Origin of the sequence: Lentibacter algarum (genome assembly GCF_040580765.1) — a bacterium.
In the GTDB taxonomy this organism is placed as follows: domain Bacteria; phylum Pseudomonadota; class Alphaproteobacteria; order Rhodobacterales; family Rhodobacteraceae; genus Lentibacter; species Lentibacter algarum.
On the sequence record NZ_CP158687.1, the window covers coordinates 941293 to 964866 of the forward strand.

17 protein-coding genes and 1 pseudogene are annotated in these 23574 nt (G+C 57.0%); 8 read left to right on the forward strand and 10 right to left on the reverse strand.

Annotated elements, in window-relative coordinates; translation table 11 throughout:
- Nucleotides 1-110 precede the first annotated feature (110 nt).
- From DSM117340_RS04530 to hmgA, 7 genes are all read right to left on the reverse strand, one after another.
- Nucleotides 111-884, reverse strand: a complete 774-nt coding sequence (locus tag DSM117340_RS04530; protein WP_089888219.1) for an HpcH/HpaI aldolase/citrate lyase family protein — start codon at nucleotides 882-884, stop codon at nucleotides 111-113.
- Nucleotides 885-894: 10 nt separating this feature from the next.
- Complete coding sequence (locus DSM117340_RS04535; RefSeq protein ID WP_089888221.1) at nucleotides 895-2304, reverse strand: pyridoxal-dependent decarboxylase; 1410 nt, start codon at nucleotides 2302-2304, stop codon at nucleotides 895-897.
- A gap of 106 nt (nucleotides 2305-2410) precedes the next feature.
- A complete protein-coding gene (locus DSM117340_RS04540; protein ID WP_089888222.1) occupies nucleotides 2411-2605 on the reverse strand; it encodes a DUF2783 domain-containing protein in 195 nt (64 codons plus the stop codon).
- A 4-nt stretch (nucleotides 2606-2609) separates the two neighbouring features.
- Nucleotides 2610-4235 (reverse strand): FAD-dependent oxidoreductase, encoded by a 1626-nt coding sequence (locus DSM117340_RS04545; protein ID WP_271437087.1) that lies wholly within the window; start codon nucleotides 4233-4235, stop codon nucleotides 2610-2612.
- Between the two features lie 96 nt (nucleotides 4236-4331).
- Complete coding sequence (locus DSM117340_RS04550; protein WP_089888226.1) at nucleotides 4332-5282, reverse strand: MBL fold metallo-hydrolase; 951 nt, start codon at nucleotides 5280-5282, stop codon at nucleotides 4332-4334.
- Nucleotides 5283-5359: 77 nt separating this feature from the next.
- Entirely contained in the window at nucleotides 5360-6616 is a 1257-nt protein-coding gene (fahA, locus tag DSM117340_RS04555; RefSeq protein ID WP_089888228.1) for a fumarylacetoacetase, read from the reverse strand.
- A gap of 9 nt (nucleotides 6617-6625) precedes the next feature.
- The gene (hmgA, locus tag DSM117340_RS04560) at nucleotides 6626-7987 is read right to left on the reverse strand and encodes a homogentisate 1,2-dioxygenase (protein ID WP_273486251.1); all 1362 of its coding nucleotides are present in this window, start codon (nucleotides 7985-7987) and stop codon (nucleotides 6626-6628) included.
- A 73-nt stretch (nucleotides 7988-8060) separates the two neighbouring features.
- Between hmgA and DSM117340_RS04565 the strand changes: the two genes are divergently transcribed.
- Together DSM117340_RS04565 and DSM117340_RS04570 are read left to right on the forward strand one after the other, a co-directional pair.
- Nucleotides 8061-8495, forward strand: a complete 435-nt coding sequence (locus DSM117340_RS04565) for a MarR family transcriptional regulator (protein ID WP_089888231.1) — start codon at nucleotides 8061-8063, stop codon at nucleotides 8493-8495.
- Nucleotides 8492-9382: a DMT family transporter gene (locus tag DSM117340_RS04570; protein ID WP_089888233.1), complete on the forward strand. Its 891-nt coding sequence runs from the start codon at nucleotides 8492-8494 to the stop codon at nucleotides 9380-9382. The genes DSM117340_RS04565 and DSM117340_RS04570 overlap by 4 nt, the downstream gene beginning before the upstream one ends.
- On the opposite strand, the gene DSM117340_RS04575 is transcribed toward DSM117340_RS04570, so the two are convergent.
- A complete protein-coding gene (locus tag DSM117340_RS04575; protein ID WP_354690031.1) occupies nucleotides 9348-10049 on the reverse strand; it encodes a hypothetical protein in 702 nt (233 codons plus the stop codon). The genes DSM117340_RS04570 and DSM117340_RS04575 overlap by 35 nt on opposite strands.
- On the opposite strand from DSM117340_RS04575, the pseudogene DSM117340_RS04580 reads away from it, so the two are divergent.
- Nucleotides 9933-10259: pseudogene (locus tag DSM117340_RS04580) on the forward strand (hypothetical protein); the annotation flags it as partial. The gene DSM117340_RS04575 and the pseudogene DSM117340_RS04580 overlap by 117 nt on opposite strands.
- A gap of 195 nt (nucleotides 10260-10454) precedes the next feature.
- Here the strand turns inward: DSM117340_RS04580 and DSM117340_RS04585 are convergent.
- Nucleotides 10455-11264 (reverse strand): division plane positioning ATPase MipZ, encoded by an 810-nt coding sequence (locus DSM117340_RS04585; protein ID WP_089888237.1) that lies wholly within the window; start codon nucleotides 11262-11264, stop codon nucleotides 10455-10457.
- 194 nt (nucleotides 11265-11458) lie between these two features.
- Here DSM117340_RS04585 and DSM117340_RS04590 point away from each other — a divergent pair, with 194 nt between their 5' ends.
- From DSM117340_RS04590 to hutH, 4 genes are all read left to right on the forward strand, one after another.
- Entirely contained in the window at nucleotides 11459-12472 is a 1014-nt protein-coding gene (locus DSM117340_RS04590) for a C4-dicarboxylate TRAP transporter substrate-binding protein (protein WP_089889001.1), read from the forward strand.
- Nucleotides 12473-12576: 104 nt separating this feature from the next.
- Nucleotides 12577-13206, forward strand: coding sequence for a TRAP transporter small permease (locus DSM117340_RS04595; RefSeq protein ID WP_089888239.1), 630 nt, complete (start codon nucleotides 12577-12579; stop codon nucleotides 13204-13206).
- Complete coding sequence (locus DSM117340_RS04600) at nucleotides 13206-14603, forward strand: TRAP transporter large permease (RefSeq protein WP_089888241.1); 1398 nt, start codon at nucleotides 13206-13208, stop codon at nucleotides 14601-14603. Before DSM117340_RS04595 ends, DSM117340_RS04600 begins: the two co-directional genes overlap by 1 nt.
- A gap of 77 nt (nucleotides 14604-14680) precedes the next feature.
- A complete protein-coding gene (gene hutH / locus DSM117340_RS04605) occupies nucleotides 14681-16216 on the forward strand; it encodes a histidine ammonia-lyase (RefSeq protein WP_089888242.1) in 1536 nt (511 codons plus the stop codon).
- Here the strand turns inward: hutH and DSM117340_RS04610 are convergent.
- Entirely contained in the window at nucleotides 16213-17421 is a 1209-nt protein-coding gene (locus DSM117340_RS04610; protein WP_089889003.1) for an FAD-binding oxidoreductase, read from the reverse strand. The genes hutH and DSM117340_RS04610 overlap by 4 nt on opposite strands.
- A gap of 322 nt (nucleotides 17422-17743) precedes the next feature.
- On the opposite strand from DSM117340_RS04610, the gene DSM117340_RS04615 reads away from it, so the two are divergent.
- Nucleotides 17744-23572: a calcium-binding protein gene (locus DSM117340_RS04615; protein WP_089888244.1), complete on the forward strand. Its 5829-nt coding sequence runs from the start codon at nucleotides 17744-17746 to the stop codon at nucleotides 23570-23572.
- Nucleotides 23573-23574: the final 2 nt, after the last annotated feature.

The window sequence follows — 23574 nt, forward strand, 5'->3', positions numbered from 1 at the left end:
TATATTCAGGCTTTGCAAAAATATGTTCTTCTTCTTTCTCTCCGTATCTCGGGGGAGGTTGGGGGCAAAGCCCCCAGCGGGTCGGATTTTTCCGAAAGAAAAATTCGAACTCAAATGCGCGCCCGCCAGTGCCCTTCCAGATCGCGCATAGCCTTTGCAAAGACGCCCACATCGACGCCAACGGCAAGAAACTGCGCTCCCCAGTCGGCATACTCCTGCGTGGCGGTTTGGCTGACGCCAAGGATACCAGCGGCTTTGTCGGACTCGCTGATGCGACCAAGCATGTCTTTGATCGCAGCTTTGACATCCTCTGCCGCAGAGTTGCCAGGGTGCCCCATGTCAGCGGCGAGATCGGCGGGGCCGATGAAGACGCCGTCCACGCCCTCGACGTCTAGAATGGCATCGAGATTTTCCATGCCGAGGCGGGTCTCGACTTGGACGAGCAAACAGACTTCATCGTTGGCTGTCTGTACATAATCTTCAATCGCGCCGAACAGTGAAGCGCGTGCGCCAGCAGCGCCTGCACCGCGGATGCCATGAGGCGGGTAGCGCATGGCGCGCACGAGGGCTTTCGCTTGTTCTGCCGTGTCGACCATCGGCACAAGCACGGTCTGCGCGCCTGCATCGAGCACTTGCTTCACCAGCCAGTCGTTGCCTGTGGGGATGCGTACGACCGCGTGGGAGTGTTTGCCTTCAAGGACTTGCAGCTGGGAGGTGATGGTTTGCAAATCGTTTGGAGCATGTTCTCCGTCGATGACGACCCAATCAAATCCTGCGGTCGCTACCATTTCGATCGGGTAGGGATGAGCGAAGCTTGACCAGACGCCGAGTTGCTTTTTGCCCGCTTTGAGAGCGGCTTTGAAGGGGTTGTGAGGGGCTGGCATGGGTCTCTCCTTAAAGGGTCGCGGCGATTTCGGTGATGACATCATAGGCCATCATCACATCGGCGCGTGTGGCATCAAACTGGCCTGCTTGAAAGCGGATCACAAGAGCGCCTGTTGTGCGTGTTTGGGTGATGTAGATGCGGCCGTCGTCGTTGACCCGATCGACAAGGTTTTGGTTGAGTGCGTCAAGGTCTGTGGCGCTTTGGGGCGCGTAACGGAACGTGAAGAGCGAGAGCACAGGGTCGGTGATGATTTCAAAGTCTGGCGCTGCACGAAAACGCTCGCAGAGCTCTTCGGACCATTTCACATGATTGCGCAACATGGTGCGCAGGCCTTCAAGCCCGTAGGTGCGAAAGAGAAACCAAAGCTTGAGTGCGCGGAAGCGACGACCAAGGGGGACGGACCATTCAGAGTAGTTGATGATCCCGTCTTTGCCATGTGTTTTCAGATATTCAGGCTGGATTGCCAAGGTGCGGGTCAGGTCTTCGGGGGCGCGCACGAAATGGGCGGAGAGGTCAAACTGCGTGCCCATCCATTTATGCGGGTTGAGCACGACGCTGTCGGCCTTTTCCACACCTGTCCAGAGCGAGCGGAATTCTTCACACAGCATCGCTGAGCCCGCCCAAGCCGCATCGACATGGGTGTAAAGCTCATGCGTGGCGGCGACATCGCAAACGGCAGATATATCATCGCAGGCGCCTGTGCCTGTGCCGCCTGTGCAGGCGATGACGCCAGCGGGGAGGAAGCCCGCGGCAAGATCGGCTTTGATGGCGGCGTCGAGTTTGGCGGGGTCCATGGCGCGCATAGGTCCATGCGTTGGGATGCGGACAAGGTTCTCTTGTCCGATGCCTGCGATCCAGATCGCGCGGTCAACGGACGTGTGCACCTCCTCAGAGGCATAGATGCGCAGGCGGGCTTGGCCTGTAAGGCCTTTCTGGTTCCCGGCCCAGTTGAGGGCTTTCTCGCGCATGGTGAGCACGGCGGCCAGCGTCGCGCCGCTGGCACTGTCTTGGATGACCCCGTGGAAGGCTTGCGGAAGGCCGAGCGCATCGCGCAGCCAGTCCATCATGCGTGTTTCCATCTCGGTGGCGGCAGGAGAGGTCTGCCACAGCATACACTGTGGCGCCATCACTGTTGTGAAGAAGTCGGCCAGCACGGCAGCGGGGGAGGCGTTGGACGGGAAGTAGGCAAAGAAGCGTGGGTGCTGCCAGTGGGTGATGCCGGGCATCACGATGCGCTCGAAATCCTTGATCACATCCTCCACAGGCTGGCCCTGTTCTGGGGCGGCTGCGGCGAGCTGTGCTGCGATTTCGCCCGGCTTTGTCTGGGCGCGCACAGGGCGCTCTCGCAAGGAACCGTGATACTCTGCTGCCCAATCGGCTACATAGCGGCCCCATTTTGGAAAATCTGTCCAGCGCATCTACGGCTCCCTCTTTTGTTAACAGGGTAACTGTATTTTTGGGGCAGACAAGTGGATTGTTAGAGGTATTGGGGCGACGCGCTGAACCGTATCGCCCCTTGCTGCTTTATTTTGTGCGCTTGGCGGCTGTGATGGCTTCGGAGAGTATGGCGCGCTCACCAATGTGGTTCGCCAGCAGCAGGATCAGGCGCGCGTTGTAGGCGTCGCTTTCCTCTTTGCTGAGGCCTTCATGCGCGTTGAGCAATTCCTCATAAAAGTCATCGCCACCTTTGATGTTGGGGGTCAGGGTCAATGTGCTCATGGGATTATTCCTTGCCTGTTGCGCGGCGAAGGGCCGTGCGGAAGAGGTTTTCGTCAAAGCGGTCGCGGCGCGCAGCAACATGCTGATCGGGGCGAATGAGATAAACGCCTGATTTGGCTTCGCCGAGATAGCGCGCTTTGAGTGCGCCCGTCGGGTCGTCTTTGGCCGAGAGAGCGAGGCGGGTCACTGTGATGCCATTATCTTCAAAGCTATCGGGCGCGTCTGCGTCGATCGTTAGGAGCGTGAATTTGCCGCCAAGCTTAGAGAGAAGGAATTCTGCCCCGAGCGGCGCATCGGGGCAGGGCGCGCCTGGGCGGGTGCGCTCGGGGCCATGGGAAAGACCATCGGCTGAGTTCAGCGGAGAACTGTCATAAACGCAAGGGAGCGAGAGGCGGCCCGAATTGACCAGTGGGCGCGCAAACTCGTAGCGCTCGGAAAGCTCCAGAACGGCGTTGCGGAAGATGTGGCTCGTCTCGCTTTTGGGCGTGATGAAGTCGGTCGCGCGGGTTGAGTTCAGGATATTTTCGTCAGCTCCGTGGACGCGCTCTGTATTGTAGCTGTCGAGTAGGCTGTCGGGGGCTTGGCCATTGATTACAAGGCCGAGCTTCCAGCCGAGATTGTCGATGTCCTGCATGCCCGAGTTGGCCCCGCGCGCGCCGAAGGGCGATACCTGATGCGCCGCATCGCCTGCGAAGATCACTGGTCCGTGGCGGAACTTTTCCATGCGTTTGCATTGGAACGTATAGATTGAGGACCAAACCATCTCATACTCGACCCCTTCGCCGAGAAAGGCATCGAGGCGGCGGCGGATGTTTTCTTCTTTCATTTCTTCCTTGCGGTCGACATCCCAGCCGATCTGGAAATCAACGCGCCAGACATCATCTGGTTGGCGGTGCAAGAGCGTCGATGCGCCCGAGCCGTGGCTTGGCTCAAACCAGAACCAGCGCTCTGTTGGGAAGTTTTCGTTGATCATTTTGATATCGGCGATGAGGAAGCTGTCTTGAAAGACTTTGCCTGTGAAGTCATGGCCGAGCATGTTGCGCAGTGGAGAGTTCGCGCCATCGCAGCCGATGAGCCAGTCGGCTTCCATCGTGTAGGGGCCATCGGGGGTCATGACCTCAAGCACCACGCGGTCGTCTTTGACCGTGACGCTATCAACGCGGTTTTTGCCACGGATTTCGACAGGCGCGCCAGCCTTTTGCATCTCAAACAGCCGCTCGATCATGAAGCTTTCGAAATAGGGCTGCTGGAGGTTGATGAAGGCGGGGAACTCGTGGCCTTCTTCTGGCAGGAGATTGAATTCGAATACTTTGTCTTCTTTGTGAAAGACTTTACCGAGGTTCCAGACCACACCCTTTTCGACCATGGGCTTGCCTGCGCCGTAGCGGTCGGCAATTTCGAGGGAGCGTTTGGCAAAACAAATCGCGCGGCTGCCCATGCCGACACCTTCGTGATCATCAAGCACGACGACAGGGATGCCTTGGGCGCCCAGATCAAGCGCTGTCGCGACACCGACGGGGCCACCGCCCATGACCACAACAGGGTGGCGCACAGCAGCGCCTTTGTCTTGGTCGGCGTGGCGCTTGTATGGGTAGAGGCGGTAAGCGAGTGTGTATCGGTCATCAAACATGTCAGTCTCCTCCTATGACATGGGGGCGCGGTCTTATCGATCTGTCTCTGGTAAGCCAGCCTCACATGAGAGGCTGGCCCAAAGAGGCAGAGTGGATCAGCTTTGCAGCTGTTCCCACATTTCGATGTCGCGTTTGTCGGTCCAGATGCGCGGGTGGTCCATGCCGCGGGCTTCGTCATAGGCGCGGGCCACGTTGAAGGGCAGGCAGTGCTCATAGATCGCGTAGTCCGCGAACTTGGGGTCACATTCGGCGCGGCAGGCGTCCCATGCTTCCTTAAGCGAGCCGCCGCGGGCAGCCACGCGGGCCACGGGGCGATAGGTGCTTTCCACAAAGTCGCGGGTGTTCTCGATGGCTGCGTTGACCATCTCCTTGCCGATGAGCGCATCACCACGTCCTGGTGCGATGGCGTCGACATCAAACCAAGCGATGTTGTCGAGCGTGTTGCCCCAATCGGCAAAGTGACCATCGCCGCAGTAGCAGGCGGAGTGATATTCAACGATATCGCCTGTGAACATGACGTTCTGGTCAGGCACATGGACGACAGCGTCGCCCGCTGTGTGGGCGCGGCCAAGGTGCATGATGTCAACGCGGCGCTTGCCAAGGTAGACTGTCATGGACTCCGAGAATGTTGTTGTCGGGTAGGTGAGGCCAGGGATGCTCTCGTGGCCTTCAAAGAGACGCGGGAAGCGTTGGAACTCGCTGTCCCAGTCTTCCTGACCGCGCTCGACAACCATTGAGCGGGCTGCGTCTGACATGATGATTTCGGGCGCGCCATAGGCAGATGCGCCGAGCACGCGGACAGCATGATAGTGAGTTAGCACAAGGTGACTGATGGGTTTGTCTGTGACGGAGCGGACTTTTTCGATCACTTTGTGAGCCAAGCGCGGTGTTGCTTGGGCCTCAACGATCATCACGCTCTCGTCACCGATGATGACGCCAGAGTTTGGATCGCCCTCGGCGGTGAAGGCCCAGAGGCCCTCGCCGACTTCGACGAAGGAGATTTCTTTTTCCGTCATGTCGCCTTGGGATGCGAATTTTTTAGACATTGGGTTTCCTTTTCAAATCGGTGTGCCTGCGGGCATTTTGGAGCCTTCGGCGAGGATATTTTAGCAATAAGAAAGCGTTAGCGTTTGTATGGGTCTGCGAGGGCGGGCAGGATTGTTCCTGCGCATGTGCCAAAGCCAATGGTGTAGCCGTCGCCTTTGGCTGCGCCGTGAAGGGTGAGGGTGTCGCCATCTTCCAAGAAGCTGCGTTCCTCGCCTATGTCCAGCGTGATCGGCTCTTTGCCGCCCCATGAGAGCTCCAAGAGCGCGCCGCGCTGGTGCTTTTCTGGGCCAGAGATTGTGCCTGAGCCCAATAGATCGCCGGGGTTCATCGGGCAGCCAGATGTGGTGTGGTGCGCAAGCTGCTGGGCAGATGAGTAATACATCTCTTTGTAGTTTGTCGTGGCGATGGTGCTTGTCGCTTTGCCCTCGGGTGTCAGCGTCACTTGCAGGTCGATGTCATAGAGCATCGGTCCGCAGTCTTGCAGATGCGGGAGCAGGTCTTTCTCGCGGGGCGGTGTGTCTGTGCGGAAAGGCTCAAGTGCTGCTTTGGTGACGATCCAAGGGGAGATGCTTGTCGCAGTCGCTTTGGCCTGAAACGGGCCGAGGGGCTGGTATTCCCAGGCCTGAATGTCGCGTGCGGACCAGTCGTTGAGGAGCACATAGCCGAAGATCATTTCGTCGGCCTCAGCGACGGTAACGGGGGCATCTGAAAATGTACCGACGATGGCACCCATTTCAAGCTCCAGATCAAAGCGTGCGGAAGGCGCCCAGCGGGGGGCGTCATCGTTTGGACCTTTGAGCTGGCCCCAAGGGCGGCGTATGTCAGTGCCTGAGACAACAACCGAAGAGGCGCGGCCATTGTAGCCGATGGGAATATGGAGCCAGTTGGGCGGCAGGGCGTTTTCGGCGCCGCGAAACATCGTGCCCACATTGGTGGCGTGATTTTTGGACGCGTAGAAGTCTGTGAACTCGCTCACGAGGAAGGGAAGGTGCATGTCGGCGTCTGATTGCGCGACAAGCATGTCTGAAAGCTCGGCCTGATCAGGGGAGCCCTCGGCAAGAAGTTCTGTGAGGCGGGTGCGCAGGGCGGCCCAAAGCTTTGGGCCTTCTTCCATGACTTCGTTCCAGAAGGGCACATCAAAGAGTGGCGCATCTGTAAGTGCGATAAGGCCCGCTTCTTCGGCGGCGGCCACATCAAGGATCATATCGCCGATGGCGACGCCGCAGCGTGGATCGCTGTTGGCTGTGGAAAAGACGCCATATGGCAGATTGTTGAGCGGGAAGGGGGCATCGGCGGTATTGGCCGAAGTGACCCATGATGTGAGCAGAGACATTGGTATTCCTTATTTCTTGCCAGGCTTGCCATCGAATTTCTTTTCGATGTCAGTCCAGCAGTCGATGTAATCGTCTTGTAGCGGGGCCTCTTTGGCAGCGAAGCCAGTGAGGTGCTGCGGGAAGCGGGTTTCAAACATGAAGCTCATGGTGTTGTCGAGTTTCTCTGCCTTCAGCTCCGCGTTGGAGGCGCCTTCAAAGGCGTTTTTGTCGGGGCCGTGGGGCAGCATCATATTGTGCAGGGACATGCCGCCAGGAATGAAGCCTTTGGGTTTGGCATCATACTGACCGTAGATGTTGCCCATGAGCTCGGACATAATGTTCTTGTGATACCATGGAGGGCGGAACGTGTCTTCGGCCACCATCCAGCGCTCGCGGAAGAGCACGAAGTCAATATTGGCTGTGCCCTCTTGGCCCGACGGGGCGGTGAGCACAGTGAAGATGCTGGGGTCAGGGTGATCAAACAGGATCGAGCCGACGGGGCAATAAGTGCTGAGGTCGTATTTTACAGGGGCGTAGTTGCCGTGCCATGCGACGACATCAAGGGGCGAGTGGCCAATCTTGGTCTCGTGGAACTGGCCGCACCATTTGATTGTGACCGTTGAAGGCGCGTCGCGGTCTTCAAAGGCGGCGACGGGCGTTTTGAAGTCGCGCGGGTTCGCCATGCAGTTGGCACCAATGGGGCCACGGCCCGGAAGCTCGAATTTCTGGCCGTAGTTTTCGCAGACAAAGCCGCGCGCCGGGCCTTCGAGAACTTCGACGCGATAGAGGAGGCCTCGGGGGATGATTGCGATCTCTTGTGGGGCGAGGTCTATGATACCGAGCTCTGTTGCAAATCTCAGTCGGCCTTCTTGGGGCACGATGAGAAGCTCGGAATCAGCGGAATAGAAATATTGATCTACCATGCTCTCGGTGACGAGGTAGATATGGCTGGCCATGCCGACCTGTGTGTTGACATCGCCCGCTGTTGTCATGGTGCGCATGCCTGTAAGCCAGTTGAGCGCTTCGCCTGCGTGGGCGACGGGATCCCAACGGTATTGGCCAAGGGAGATCACATCGGGATCCACATGGGGGGCAGATTTCCAATAGGGGAGATCAATCTTTGTATATCGGTGGGAGTGCTTGACCGAGGGGCGGATGCGATAACACCATGTGCGCTCGTTCTGATGGCTTGGCGCTGTGAAGGCTGTACCAGAGAGCTGTTCGCCGTAGAGGCCGTAGTTGCATTTCTGTGGGGAATTCATGCCTTGTGGAAGGGCGTCGGGCAAAGCCTCGGTTTCAAAGTCGTTCCCAAAGCCGGGCATGTAGCCTTTGTGAGGGCCGTCAAGCGAAGGGGCTTGTGTGAAACTGTGAGGAAATGTTTTTTGGGTCATGGCGCGCATCCTGTCGAATTTGGTTGCGTAATTAACAGTTGATTTTGTAACTAACAACAGAGGGAGACGCGCTATGACAAAAAAAGATGACTTTGATTTGCAGAATTTTCTGCCCTACCTGCTTAATCAGGCGGCAGAGGAAAGCAGCCTCGCGTTTCAGAATATCTATAAGGACCGCTACGGAATGTTGCGGACGGAGTGGCGGGTGCTGTTTCACCTTGGGATTTACGGGCGTCTGACCGCCAAAGAAATCTGCGAGCGCTCCAAGATGCACAAGACAAAGATCAGCCGCGCGGTGGCACGGCTCGAAGAGCGGCGTTTCTTGACGCGCGAGCGTGATGAGGCAGACAGGCGGCTGGAGTATCTGGAACTCACGAGTGCAGGGCGAGCGGCTTATACCGAGCTGCGCGGTGTGGCTATCGACTATGATGCGGAGCTGGCGGCGACATTTTCTTCCGAAGACGTCACGGTGTTGCGTAAGCTTTTGCACCATTTGGCCAAGCTATGAGCGATCAGCTGAAAGGGCTGCTCATCACGATGATGGGCGTTTTGTTTGTTGTGCCTGACAGCTTGTTCATCCGGCTGATCGATGTCCCGCCTTTGGAGGTATCTTTCTGGCGGGGGTTGAGCACGGGGCTTTTGGTGCTGGTTTATGTGCTGATGACCACAGGCGCGCGCTCGGTTGGGGCTGCGCTGCGTGGCGGGCCCTATGCCTATGTCTATCTTATTGCGATGAGCGGTACGGGAATTCTCTTCACGCTGGCAGTGAGCCACACGAGCGTGGCCAATGTTGTCTTTATCATTGCCTCGATGCCTGTCTTCGCAGCGATTTTGAGCTTTGTCTGGATGGGTGAAGCGATGAGCCGCCGCATGATGGTCACCATGATTGCGGTTTTTGCTGGTCTTGGCATTATCACCTATGGCTCGGGTGAGACTCATGGCGCGAGCCTGAAGGGGGATCTTCTGGCGGTGTGCGTTTCGTTTGTCTTTGCCGTAGCTCTCACCGCGGCGCGACGGGTGCGCACTGTCTCGATGGTTCCGATGTTGCCCGTGGCTTATCTGGTTTCGGCTTTGTGTCTGTCACCGTTTGTTTTGCCGGTACAGCTTGAGGCCTCGCAGTATTCCCTTGTGGCTTTGCATGGGCTTTTTATAGGGATCAGTTCGGTCGGACTGGCGCTGGGTCCAAGGTATATTCCGTCTGCCGAAGTGGCGCTTTTGATTTTGCTTGAGTCAGTGCTGGCGCCGCTTTTGGTATGGTTTGCATTGGGCGAAGACCCAGGCGCTTATGCGCTTGTGGGCGGCGCTGTTGTGATCTCGGCTTTGGGGCTGTCGAACCTTGTGGTGCTGATGCGCAAGCGCCCTAAAGCGGACCCGATTGGTAGAGCCGCACCTTGAGGCCGCCGTGGGGCACGTAGGGGCCTGCGGAGAGAGTGAGGCCCGTTGCTTTGGCGAGGGACGCTTCAGTCGTGATGATCGCGACGCGCCACCCCCTGAACTCAGTTTTGAGCGTTGTTCCCAGCGCAGCATGAAGCGCAAAGAGGGGCTTTTTGTTGCCGATGCGTGCCCCATAGGGGGGGTTGATGATCACGAGACCAGCAGGGCCTTCGGGGCGCTTGAGATCGGAAATTGAGGTGCAGGTGAAGTTTGTGTGCTCCGAGACGCCCGCCGCATCAGCGTTGCGGGTGCTCATGGCGATTGCCCCTTGGTCGCGATCTGAACCGTAAAAATGCTGATCGGTGCTGCGTGGGGTTACGCCGCTGCGCAGGGTCTCCCATGCGGCAGCATCAAAGCTTGCGAGGTTTTCAAAAGCGAAGCTGCGCGCGCGTCCCGGGGCGAGGCCCATCGCGATCTCGGCGGCCTCGATGGGGAAGGTCCCTGAGCCGCACATCGGGTCAAGAACAGGCTCGGTTCCAATGTAACCCGCTTCGCGAAGAAAAAGTGCTGCAAGCGTCTCGCGCATGGGAGCTTTGTTGACGGCCTCTTTGAAGCCGCGTTTGTGCAGGCTTTCGCCAGAGCTATCGAGGCTGAAGGTGACGAGGTTATCATCAATACGTGCCTTCAGTGTGAGCGCGGCTTCGGGCGAGATAGGCGCACCGAGAGATTCCTTGATCGCAGTTTCAATGCGCTGGGCGGCGGCGCCTGCATGATATATTTTGGAGCGCTTGTTGGTGCTCACCTCGACCCGAACAGGCACATCTGGTCGCAAAAAATCGGCCCACGGAAACTTGCGTGCGCGCTTGTCGAGCTGTGCAAGGTGAAAGGCACGGAATGAGCCGATGCGCACGAGCACACGGACGGCGCCGCGCAGCATGAGGTTGGCGCGCCAGACTTCAGGCCAATCGCCTTTGATCTCAACTCCGCCAGAAATTGCGTTCGCAGGGGCAAAGCCATGCTCCAAAGCCTCGGATGCCAAGGCGGACTCTAGCCCGGGAGGGCAGATCAGGAAAATATCAAAGGGATCTGACACTTAGAAGTCGACGCTGACGTTGGGAAGCTTAAGTGATTTCATCATCTCGCGGAGCTCTTGGCGGGCGGCGATGTTGGAAATGTTCAGCTTTTGAACGCCGACATCCTTTAGGTCGAGTAGGGTCAGGCCGCGCGGAAAGAGCTCGCGGAAAATAACGCGCTCATTAAAACCCGGCGCGACGCGAAAACCGATGCGTGCGGAGAGATTGTCAACGGCGCGTTCCATTTTCTCTTTGTTGACCATGCGCTGCGCGCCGAGGCGGTTGCGCATCACGATCCAGTCAATGGGCTTTAGCCCAGCTTGAGCCCGCAGTTGACGCGCGGACCAGACCATCTCAGAGTAGACCGAGGGGCCTTTGATCTTTTCGCCTTCGGCGTCGATGTGGGCGAGCAGGTCAAAGTCGATGAAGCTGTCGTTTAGTGGAGTGACGAGCGTATCAGCGAGCGAGTGGGCCACTTGGCTGAGGCGTGTGTGCGAGCCGGGACAGTCAATCAGGATAAAGTCGTTGTCAGGCTCAAGCGTGGCGACGGCGGCCGATAGACGGTGATCATAGATGTTTTCGCCTGGCTTGAGCGTCTCTTTGTCTATTTCAGGAAGCTCATGGTACTCAGGCGTTGGTAGATCAAGGCCTGCTTTGGCACAGAAATCCACGCGGTTCTCAAGGTAGCGGCCAATCGTCTTTTGGCGCAAATCCAAATCGAGCACAGAGGTTTTGTGGCCCAAGCGAGCGAGCGCGGTGGCGATGTGCATGGAGACCGTTGATTTGCCTGCGCCGCCTTTTTCATTGCCGACGACGATGATGTGAGCCATGGCTCTTGCCCCTTAAGTTCCGAGCGCTGTTGCGCTTTTGTCTATCTTGGATTGGTTATAAGCGGGGGAAAGCCAAAGGGGAAGCGTAAGAAATACGTCGCGTCACAAGATTGAAGGCTTGGCTTGCTGATGTCTTGGCGCTAGCTTTTGCACAGACGGTCCGCGAACAGGGCTGCTAAATGGGAGAAAATTTTATGAACACAGTTGCAAAACTGGCTGCGACAGCCGTTGCTTTGAGCTTTGCCACAGAAGCGGCAGCCACCGAGTGGAACGTATCCGTCTGGGGCAAGCGCCGTGCCTTTACCGAGCACGTCGAAAAACTGGCTGAGCTTGTCAGCGCAAAAACGGGTGGCGAGTTCACTATGAACGTCAGCTATGGCGGCCTCTCGAAGAACCGTGAAAACCTTGATGGTATTTCAATTGGTGCGTTCGAAATGGCGCAATTCTGCGCCGGCTATCACCGCGACAAAAACCGTGTTGTGACCGTGCTTGAGCTGCCATTCCTTGGGGTTGAAAATCTTGAGCAAGAGCTTGCTGTTTCTAACGCGGTTTATGCACACCCTGCCGCGACAGAAGAGATGGCGCAGTGGAATGCCAAGCTTCTTATGACATCACCTATGCCGCAGTATAACCTTGTCGGCACAGGTGAGCCTCGCGACGAGCTGGCGGAATTTGAAGGCATGCGTGTTCGTGCAACAGGTGGCATTGGCCAAGCTTTTGAAGCTGTTGGCGCGGTTCCAACATCAGTAACGTCATCAGAAGCCTATCAGGCGATGGAATCTGGCGTTGTTGACACGGTGGCCTTTGCTCAGCACGCGCACCTGAGCTTTGGTACGATCAACGAAGCGGATTGGTGGACGTCAAACCTCAACCCCGGCACTGTAAACTGCCCTGTTGTTGTAAACATCGACGCTTATGAGAGCCTGTCGGATGAGCACCGTGCTGCGCTGGATAGCTCGGTTCCTGAGGCGCTTGAGTTCTATCTCAGCAACTATGGTGAGCTTCTGAAGCGTTGGGACGCAGTTCTTGAAGAAAAAGGCGTGGAAAAAGTCGTGATCGCTCCTGAAGTGATTGCGGAGTTCCGTACCAAAGCTGCTGATCCGATCCGCGATGCTTGGATTGCAGACATGGAAGCCCAAGGCATTCCTGGCCAAGAGCTTTATGACCTTGTCATGAAAACTCTGGACGAAGCGAAGAGCGGAAGTTGATTTCTGGGCAGAGGCTTTTTGCCTCTTGCCAAAAATCTGAAGGCTGCGCGACACCGCGCAGCCTTTTTGCGCAATTCACGCAATAGCATAAAAGGGAGACTGAGATGGCCGGTTCAGCCGCCGTGCTGGAAGATTCCAGCTTACTGAGCAAATTGGACCGCATGTTGCTGCCTGTGGAGCGCGTTTGTGCGCTGCTGAGCGGCCTTGCGATTTTTTCATTGATGTTTCTGGCGGCGTATTCCGTCATCGCGCGCAAGTTTTTTGGAAGCCCCTTGTTGGGCTATGTGGACTATATCGAGGCAGCGATGCCTGTGATTGCAATCATGGGCGTGTCCTATGTGGCGCGGGACGGGACGCATATCCGCATGGACATGCTCGTTAACGCGCTCAAGGGGCGGGTGCTTTGGTTCTTTGAGCTTATCTCTGTTCTTTTGATGCTCTTGCTTATTGTGGGTCTTACTTACGGCGCTTGGGAGCATTTTGACCGCTCGTTTGATTGTGCTCGCCCATGGTGTTCGCGTGACAGCTCGATTGATATCAGTCTCCCGATCTGGCCGAGCAAGCTTGTCGTTCCGTTTGCATTTGGAGTGCTGATGCTGCGCTTGTTGCTTCAGGCTTGGGGCTATGGCCGCGCTCTTGTCTTGGGGTTGGAAAACCCTGTGGCTGTGCCTTTGTCGTTGACGATCGAGGAACAGGCGATGGCCGAGGCCAAACTTTTGGAAGGAGCCGACTGATGGAGCCGATTGAAATTGGTTTATACACATCCGCAGGGATGCTTGTGTTGGTTCTGCTGGGTATGCGGGTTGCTTTTGCGGCGGGACTTGCGGGCTATATTGGCCTGATCTGGCTGCGCTGGAATGGTTTTGACTATGATCCGGAACGCTTTTGGAAAGCGGTGGAGATCAGCACTAAGATTGCCGGACTGACGCCGCATTCGAAAGTCTCTGCACAGGTGCTATCACTGATCCCTGTTTTCATTATGATCGGTTATCTCGCCTATCATGCCAAGTTGACGACAGCTCTTTTTGAGGCCTGTAAGCGTTGGATCGCTTGGGTCCCAGGTGGGCTTGCTGTTTCAACCGTCTTTGCGACAGCGGGCTTTGCAGCTGTGTCAGGCGCTTCTGTGGCCACGGCGGCTGTGTTTGCGCGGATTGCGATCCCTGAGATGCTTAAAATCGGATATAATAAGCAGTTTGCGGCGGGTGTTGTCGCGGCGGGCGGCACTTTGGCCTCACTTATTCCGCCCTCGGCGATTTTGGTGATCTATGCCATTATTGTTGAGCAAGACGTGGGTATGCTCTTGCTCGCAGGCTTTATTCCAGGTGTTTTCTCGGCGATCGTCTATGCTGTTCTGATTATTGGTATCGCGGTGGTGTTCAAGAATGTGGGCCCGCCTGTGACTGGGTTTACTTGGAAAGAGCGCTTTGAGAGCCTGCCACCAGCCTTGCCCATTGTGGCTGTCGTCGTGATCATTATTTTCTTTGTCTACAACCCGTTCGGCGACGCTTGGGGCACACCGACGGAAGGCGGCGCTGTTGGCGCGTTTATCGTCTTTCTCATGGCGCTCTATCGTGGGATGCGTTGGCCAAAGCTGAAGGAAGCACTGCTCGAAACTGCTAAGCTCACCGTGATGATCTTCACGATCATCTGGGGCGTGTTGATCTATGTGCGTTTCCTTGGCTTTGCTGAATTGCCCGACGCGTTTTCTAGCTGGATCACATCGCTTGAGCTCTCGCCCATGATTATTCTTATTTGTATCCTGCTGGCCTATGCCGTGCTCGGCATGTTCATGGATGCAATTGGGATGCTCTTGCTCACACTACCTGTGGTTTATCCTGCTGTTATGGCGCTGAACGGGGGCGAGAATGTTGCCGCCGTTGATAGTGCCTTTGGGATGTCAGGGCCGATGTGCGCGATCTGGTTTGGCATTCTGGTGGTCAAAATGGCGGAGTTCTGTTTGATCACCCCGCCAATTGGCCTCAACTGCTTTGTTGTTGCTGGGGTGCGTGATGATCTGACGGTGCAGGACGTTTTCAAAGGCGTGACGCCGTTCTTCATTGCAGATGCGCTGACCATTGCCGGGCTTGTTGCTTTCCCGGGCATTGTGCTCTGGTTGCCCTCTCTGGCGTGATGATCGCCCCTTAATATGTGTAGACATATTATTTTTAAGTCGGTAACTCTTCCCCTAATCTAAGGGGGAGAGTTCTCATGACCACGATCGTTTTGACGCCTATGTCTGTCGGCTTTTCCCAGCTTGAACAGGTATATCGGGACGGCATTTCTCCTCAGCTTGATCCCTATTGTAAGCCCGCTGTGGAGCTGGCTGCCAGCCGCATTGCAGAGGCGGCCGCAGGAGGCGCTGCTGTTTATGGTGTGAACACGGGTTTTGGCAAATTGGCGAGTGTGAAAGTCGCGCCAGAGGATACGGCGCAGCTGCAGCGGAACTTGATCTTGAGCCATTGTTGCGGGGTGGGCGAAGCGATGCCTGAGGCGCATGTGCGCCTGATGATGACGCTTAAGCTTTTGTCTTTTGGACGCGGCGCTTCTGGCGTGCGGTGGGCCCTGGTCGGACTGTTGGAAGGGATGCTGCGCAAGGGTGTGACACCTGAAGTTCCTGCGCAAGGCTCGGTGGGCGCATCTGGTGACCTTGCGCCTTTGGCGCATATGACCGCAGCAATGATGGGCGAGGGCAAGGCGCGCTATCAGGGCGTCTTGATGGACGCGGCTGAGGCCTTGGCCAAGGCGGGGCTCGAGCCTGTGGAGCTTGGTCCCAAAGAGGGCCTCGCCTGTATAAATGGGACGCAATTTTCCACGGCCTATGCGCTTGCGGGCCTCTTTGAGGGCTGGCGCGCGGCGCAGAGCGCTCTTGTGATTTCGGCGCTTTCGACAGACGCGATCATGGGCTCGACCGCGCCGTTGCAGCCCGAAATTCACGCGCTGCGCGGCCATGCGGGGCAGATCGAGGCGGCGGCTGCGATGCGTACGCTTTTGGACGGCTCAGAAATCCGCGAGAGCCACCGTGAGGGCGACACACGCGTGCAGGATCCGTACTGCATCCGCTGTCAGCCGCAGGTGACGGGGGCGGCGATGGATGTGATGCGCCAAGCTGCAAGCACGCTGATTATTGAGGCCAATGCGGCAACGGACAATCCTTTGGTGCTGACGGAGGCGGGTCTCATTGTGTCGGGGGGCAACTTCCATGCTGAGCCTGTGGGGTTTGCCGCAGATATGATTGCACTCGCGCTTTCAGAAATCGGTGCGATTGCGCAGCGGCGCGTGGCTTTGATGGTGGATCCGACCTTGAGCTTTGATTTGCCGCCTTTCCTGACGCCCAATCCCGGACTGAACTCTGGTCTGATGATTGCCGAGGTGACGACGGCGGCTTTGATGAGTGAAAACAAACACCTCGCTAACCCGACTGTCACCGACAGCACGCCAACCTCCGCAAACCAAGAGGACCATGTAAGCATGGCAGCTCATGGTGCGCGGCGCTTGATGCAGATGGTGCGCAATCTTGAGCATATCTTGGGGGTTGAGCTTTTGTGCGCAGCGCAGGGTGTGGAGTTTCGTGCGCCTCTGGAGACGAGCGGTCCTTTGGCGGCTGTGATCAAGCGTTTGCGCCGTGACATCGCGAGCCTCACGGACGACAGGTATATGGCCAACGATTTGGCGCAGGCCGCCGCGCTTGTGGGCACAGGCGCTGTAACGCGCGCGGCGGCAACAGAGCTGCCAACGCTGGGCTAGATCACGGCTTTTTCGAGGATCGGCGCGTTCGCGGCGATGCGCTCGTAATGGAAGGCACTAAGATCAAGGCTGCGGTAGCTTCCATAGGTCAACCATTCGGCTGTGCCCCGGCCCATGGCTGGGGATTGTTGCAGCCCGTGACCTGAAAAACCGTTGAGAAACAAAAAGTTGCTTATGTCGGGGTGGGGGCCAGTGATGGCGTTTTGGTCCAGCGTGTTATAGGCGTAATGGCCTGCCCATTCGGAAACAATCTTTATGGCCTCGAACTGGGGAATGCGTGTCGCGATCATTGGCCAAACATGGTTTTCCCAAAGGCTGTGATCCATCGCGAAATCATCGAATGCGACAGCGGGGTCTTCTTCTGTATGGGCGCCTGCCATATAAGTTCCGCCGCTAACTTCCCGCACATGCACCCCTGAGGGGTCAATGGTGAGCGGCAAGGGCTGCTCCAGCGGGTGTTCGGCGCGAAAGACCCATGTGAAGCGCTTGCGCGGCTCAACCGGCAGGCTGAGCCCAGCCATAGCCGCGGTGCGCGCGGCGCGCGAGCCTGTTGCGTTGACAAGCTGGCCACAAGAGACGGTCTGACCGGTGCTCAGAGTGATGCTTTCTATTCGGTTACCTGCGGTGTTCTTGTTGAGGGCGGTAACCTCTGCTGCGACGTATTCTACTCCTGCCTCGCGGCCAATGCGCCGCTGCCAATCAAAGACGGCTTGGCCATCAAAGAAGCCCTCATCAACTGTGTTGATCGAGCCGAGTAGGATATCGTCGAGTGCATAAAAGGGATAGGCGGCTGCGATTTGTTCACGGCTCATAAGTTGCGTGGCGGCGCCTGCGGCGTGCTGTACGGCGTGGTTCGTGCGCAGGGTCGTGGCCATTTCTTCCGTGTCTGCGAGATACATGTAGCCGAAGTTCTGGATGTCGAGCTTTGGAACGCGACTGTCGCTGAGGTATGCACCGAGGTTTTTTACATAGTCGGCGGCAAACTGCGAGATGCGCACGTTCAGCCCTGTCGAAAACTGCTGCCGCATACAGGAGTTTGTGTGGGAGGTTGAGGCGAACTCATAAGTCGGATCACGCTCAACCACCAAAACTTTGCCTTGAAAGTCCTTGTTTTGGCTCAAAAAGCAGGCCGTGGAGGCCCCCATGATGCCGCCACCTATGATAATCACATCGTAAGAAGTTTGCAATGAAGTGACTTTCTGCATGGGTGCGGCTCGCTGGAAGGAATTTGGCTTCAGATTGCCCGAAAACAGAGCCATTGCAAGGCCAGAAAAACCGTGCCGCTGCTGCGCTTTGGCGGGGCTGCAGATTCGGTGTATTTTGATGTGAGAGGCGATACTCCATTGGTGAGGAGGGATGTGGTTAAAAATTGATGCGTTCGAACGTGATGAATTTTTCATTTAATAACACATGATTAACCTCTGATGTCGGGAGCAAATTTAACGGGTGTGTCGGGGTGGGTTGACTTGGCGGCAGCATTGGTCGAGCTTTTGGTTTGATAGTTTGTTAAATCTTGGGGCTGTTTTTATGGTTGTGTTTTCCCGCGACGTTTTTCCGTCGGTTGTGTCTGTTTCGTCTTCATCAGAGTTTGCTAAGAGGCTCTCAAAGCTTAGCCAAGCACAGGCGACACCTGTTGCGCTGCCACGGGATAATCAGGCGCAACAAAGCTATTTCAAGCGGTTTATGAAACAGAATGCCTTGCGCCTAGCGGTGGGCAGCTCTGCTATGGTCTTGGTGCTTCTGAGCGCTGATGATGCGAGTGCGCAAAGCGCGGGTCTGGATATTGCGGGCCTTGAGGGTGTTGCCTCTGCGGTGCAGCAAGCCGACGGTTCATTGCTCGTCACACTGGAAAACGGCCAGACGATCCGAATTCCCGAAGGCAGCTATACCGTGGGTGCTGCGGGCGACATTGTGGTGTCGGAGGCTGTGGCGCAGCAAGTCGTGGATATTGTGGCTGCGGGTCTTGAAGGCGGCGCGACCATGACTGCCGGAATGGCCGCGGGCGGCGCTGTGGGTGTTGGTGCTTTGGCGGCACTTGGCGGTGGCTCTTCGGGCTCTGCGGCAGGTGCGGCGCCTGCGCCTGCGCCTGTGTTTAACAATGGTGGCCGTGTTGTGGACGGCTATTTGGTGGGCGCAACAGTCTATCGCGACCTGAATGGGAATGAAGCCCTGGACGCGGGCGAGCCAACGACGACGACCGACAGCGAAGGCAACTGGACCTTGGCGGAAAGCAGTGCCAACCCGAGCGCCAAGCTTATTTCCTTTGGCGGCACGGATGCGGCCACTGGCAAACCTTTCACGGGCGTTTTGACGGCCCCAGCGGGTGCGGATGTGATTACGCCACTCACAACGCTGGTGCAAAGTCTGGTCGAAAAGCGGGCTGCAGAAGGAAATGAGATTTCGGTGGAAGATGTCAGCGCGCAGTTGGCGGCAGCGCTTGGGTTGTCGGGGCAAAACCTGCTTGAGCTTGACCCAATTGAGGCGATTGAAAACGGCACGGGGGACGCGGATGCGGATGCCTTTAAGGCTGCGGCCAAAGTTGCTGCTGTGATCAACGCGGCGGCAGCGGGCGCGGCAGATGATGCGGCGGCGCTGGAAGGCTCGGCGCAGGCGACTGGGTCTTTGGCGGAGTCGCTTCTGGCAGCTGGCAACGATAGCGCATTGGAAGATAGCGCAGCCATTGCTGCGGCGCTTGAGAGCGCTGGCGTGGATGCAACGAAGTCTGGGGCGATTGCAAATCAAGTGCGAAATGCGAACACTCTGATTGAGCAGGCAGCTGGCTCTGACTTGCAAGAGGTGCAGCAGCAGATCGAGGCTGTGCAAGAGGTTGTGCAGGGCGAGCTTGTGGATGCGATTGAAGCGTCAGACGAAGAAGGCAATACGGATCTTGAAGATCTGGATGTTGGCCAGCAGGCTCAGGCTGTTGTGCCTTTGCGTCCGAGTGTGACCAGTGAAGTCAACGAGCTCTATGGCGCGGATGGCCCTGGAGCCGATCTCATTGTGGCTGGCCTGGGCCGACCTGGGAGCACCGTTGAAGTCACTGTCGGGGATGCAGTCGAGACGGTTGTTGTGGCTGCTGCGCTTGAGGGCGAGACCACAGGCGCTTGGAGTGTGAGCTTTGCGGCGGCTGATCTGCCTGATGCAACTGGCGAGTACGATGTGACTGTGGCAGCAGCTCCCGAGGGGAGCACTGTCTTTACATTGGCGCGTTCGGTTGGCTCGGTCGAGGTGGATGCGATAGCGCCTGATGCGCCAGTGATCGACGCGGTCACAGGCGATGACGAGCTGAACCTTATTGAGCAGTTTGAAGATCTGACTGTGACGGGCACTGCCGAGGCTGGCGCAACTGTGACAGTGAGCATTGGCGACACTGATGTTGAAGTCACGGCCTCCGAGACGGATGGCAGCTTTAGTGCTACATTTGATGCCGCTGATTTGCCCACAACCAGCCCGTTTGATATCTCGGCTGTGGCCGAAGACGCGCTTGGCAACACGGGCGTTGCCGCGACACGTTCCGTCACGCTGGGCGACACGGATTTGAGCGCGAGCGTTGTGCTCAACGCGGCGGTGTCTAACTTTGCCGAGCCAGCCAACACAGAGGCTGTCGATATTTCAGGCGCGCGCCCTGGTGTGTTTGTGCAGGGCGAAGACGGGTCTGCAAGTCTGCGCACACCTGTTGTGAGCGACACCGCCATTACCTTTACAGGCGATGACGGGGTGGTCTTTAGCTTTACGGGCACGGGCCTGAGCTATGGAGACGGCAGTGCCAGCGGGATCATCTCGGGCTATACGGTGGGCACAACCGCCACCCCCAACGCGCTTGTGGCAACGGGGCTTGCTGTTCCGGCGGCTATATTGCCCGCAGGCCTTGCGGCGCTTGTTTCTGAGGCGGGTGTGATCAACGAAGAGGCTTTTGATGACTTGTTTGCGCAATTCACCAATACTGTGGTTGGCTCGGCCGACGGGGATGACCTTGATTTTGACGATATATCCCCCAACAACGACAGTGTTGATGGTGGCGCGGGCGACGATAACCTGAGCTTTGGTGCAGGGGATGACAGCTATCAGGGGGGCGAGGGCGACGATTATATCTTTGACTCTCTTGGTTCAAATACGATTGACGGCGGCGCTGGTGATTATGACCAAGTGGCCTATTGGCGTGCCAAAGCGGGTGTCACAGTTGATTTGAACGCCGGCACAGCCACCAAGGGCGATGGCTCGGTCGACACGATCACAAATGTGGAAATGGTGCGCGGCTCGATGTTTGCCGACAGCATTCAGCTGGCGGATGGCGATGGACCATCACGGGCGCGCGGCCTTGACGGCAACGACACGCTGATGGGCGGCAGTGGCGACAATGACCGTGTGTCATATGACCGCGACGCGCAATATGGCGGCAACGCCGGCGTCACGGTCGATTTGCAAGCTGGCACAGCGACAGACGGCTTTGGCGCAACGGACATGCTTTCGGGCTTTGAAGAAGTGCAAGGCACAGAGTTTGCGGATAGTTTGACAGCGGCGGACAGCGGCTCGGATCTGCGCGCCGGCGGCGGCGATGACACCGTGGTGTCGGGCGCGGGCGATGACACGATGGTGCTAGGCGCCGGCGCTGATGTGGTGCGTTACTCCGGCGGCCTTGACTGGGTCGAGGATTTTGACGTTAGCGAAGACACGCTTGAGTTTGTGGGCGGTGCTGCAAGCAGCGTTCTGAATGTCTCGGTTGGCGAGTATAACAACGGCACTGGCCCATATGACCAAGGCGCGTTTCTTGATTTTGGCGATGGAAACGGCTTGACGCTGAACGGCGTGAGCGGGGCTGAGGCGCAAGCTTTGTTGCTTGGGCTTGATCTAGAGGGTGTGTCCTTGACGGGAACCACAGGCAACGACACGCTTGAGGGCACTTTGGGTGACGATACGCTCAACGCTCTCAGCAATGACGATGGCAACGACCGTTTGGTGGCCAGCCTTGGCGACGACCAGCTTGTATTCTCGGATGGCACGGCCACAACTTATGCCGAGATTGATTACTCAAATCTTGTTGGCACTGGTATTACGGCCACGGTGGACTATCAGGCCAACACAGGCAGCGTTTCAAAAGGCGCGCTTGGCACGGATACTTTGGTTGGGGTGGCTTCGGTTTCAAACTGGGGGTTGGGCCTTATTACCACAGCCGAAGACGACAGCGTGACGATCACCCAAGGGGCGCAGGATAGCTACACTTGGAGTGGGGTTTACTATGTAGGCGGCGATGACGTTGTGAATGTCAACGTCGGGCAAGGCTCTGGGACGACACGTGTGGCCATCAAGGGCGATGACGCGGTCATTGCAAATTTGGGTACGGGTGCGGTTGATATTGGCGGAGGCGCAGGCTCTGTTCAGATCAACGTGACAGGCGCGGCCGATGGCGCAGGTAATATTGAATTAGAGACCAGCTCGGCGGCCGACAGTGTGATGGGCAGCGCGTTTGGGGACCGCTTTATTCTGGGCGGTGGGAACGACACGCTGGATGCGGGCGATGGCTTTGACATGGTGCGCTATGACCGCTCGGGTGTCGGGCCTATCACGGCTGACTTGGGCGCAGGGACTGTAACGGGCACCTGGGATGGCGTGGCCTTTAGCGATATGCTCATGAACATTGAAGAGATCCGCGGCTCGCGGGACGGCGCTGACAGCTTGACGGCGGCCAACACAGGCTCTGTGCTGCGCGCTTATGAGGGCGATGACACGCTGACGGGCGGTGCAGGAAACGACTACCTGCGGGGCGGTGATGGCGGCGACACCTTTGTAGTTGGCCATGGCGGCTATGATGTGATCGCTGATTTCAACATTTCAGAAGGCGATATGATTGTTGACGTGCTGGCTGACAGCCGTGGCGAAGAACAATTGGTTTTGACCGCTGTTGGTGGGTCAACCGAAGTGTCGATTGGCGGCACGACTGTTTTGCTCGAAAATGTCTTTATCGAGGATGTGGAAGACTATCTTGCGGGTCTTGGTGGTATTTTGGGTACGGCGGAAGACGACACGCTGGTGGGCACTGAAGGTGATGACACCCTTAACGGCCTTGGCGGGGACGATGTTCTGACAGGTGGTGCTGGTGCGGATGAGTTTGTTGTTGGTCTGGGCAACGATACTATTACCGACTTTAACCCTGAAGAAGGCGACGATGTTTACACTGCAGAAGACATCGACATTGATTTTGATACAGCGCTTACAGACACCACTTATGACGGTTCAGCGGCTGCCCGAGTGGCCTTTGGCGGCGGAAACTCTGTTACGCTTGCAGGCTATACGGCGGCTGAGTTCCTCGACCTCCTATCGTCTTTTGTCTACTCGGACGCACCGTTTGACCCAGCTGATTTTGGCGAACGTGTAGTGACGTTTGAACAATTTGATACTGGGGGTGTTGATCCTTACGATGCCTTTGATGCCGTTCTTGAAAATGGCGATATTGATGTTGCAAGTTTCTCCTCAACAAGCGTGACGTTTGTCGGGATGTATGATGGCACCTCTTACAGTGCGATTGTGACGGGCAGCGACTTTACTGTATCGGGCACGGGAGAAAACCAGGAGTTGCTTGGCAATATTGTTGATATTGACTTTGGCCCGACAGGTGGGTCAAACTGGTTGGCGATCAGTGATCTGAACCTCAGTCCAACAGAGCTTTATGATGCGGTCACGGGCGATATGAGCACCGCTGAGGTCTTTGGTGCGGATGCGCAGTTTGTCTTGATTGACAGTGACGCCGGCGCGCGAGACGGATGGGACGGCGCAGACACCTGGATTGACTCAGGTGCAGGGGATGACACCGTTGATGTGGGCGGCACTGGAGACTTTGGCGTTGTGTTGGGCGATGGCAGTGACCGGCTTGAGATTTACAAATCAAGCTTTGATGGCGCGACGCTGAACGATCAGACCTTTGTCTACATTGATATCGAAGACACGGGCGTTGACACAATCTCTGGGTTTAGAATGGCGCCAGGCGCTGACCAGGGCGATATAATTGTGCTGCGCGATTTGGGCGGGTTGGAACAGTTTGATTACTTCACAATCTTTGACAACAACTTGCCTGAGATGGTCAATGTTGCGACAGGCGAGGTAGATCTGTCTGTCATCAATAACGATCTTTCGTTCTTTGGGTATGACGGCCAAGATGACTTGTTTTATGGAATGTTCGTTGAGGGCAGCAGCAGCGAGGCCGTCTTGGCCAAGCTTGAAGTCAATGAGAGCGGCACCGTGGTTGTTCAAGAGACTGTCGCGATCTTTGAGAACCTCCAGCAAAACGGCTTTAACGCGGAGCTGCATGAAAACATATTGCTCTTTGTTGAAGACATTCCGGCCACGCCGGAGGTGGCCTAACG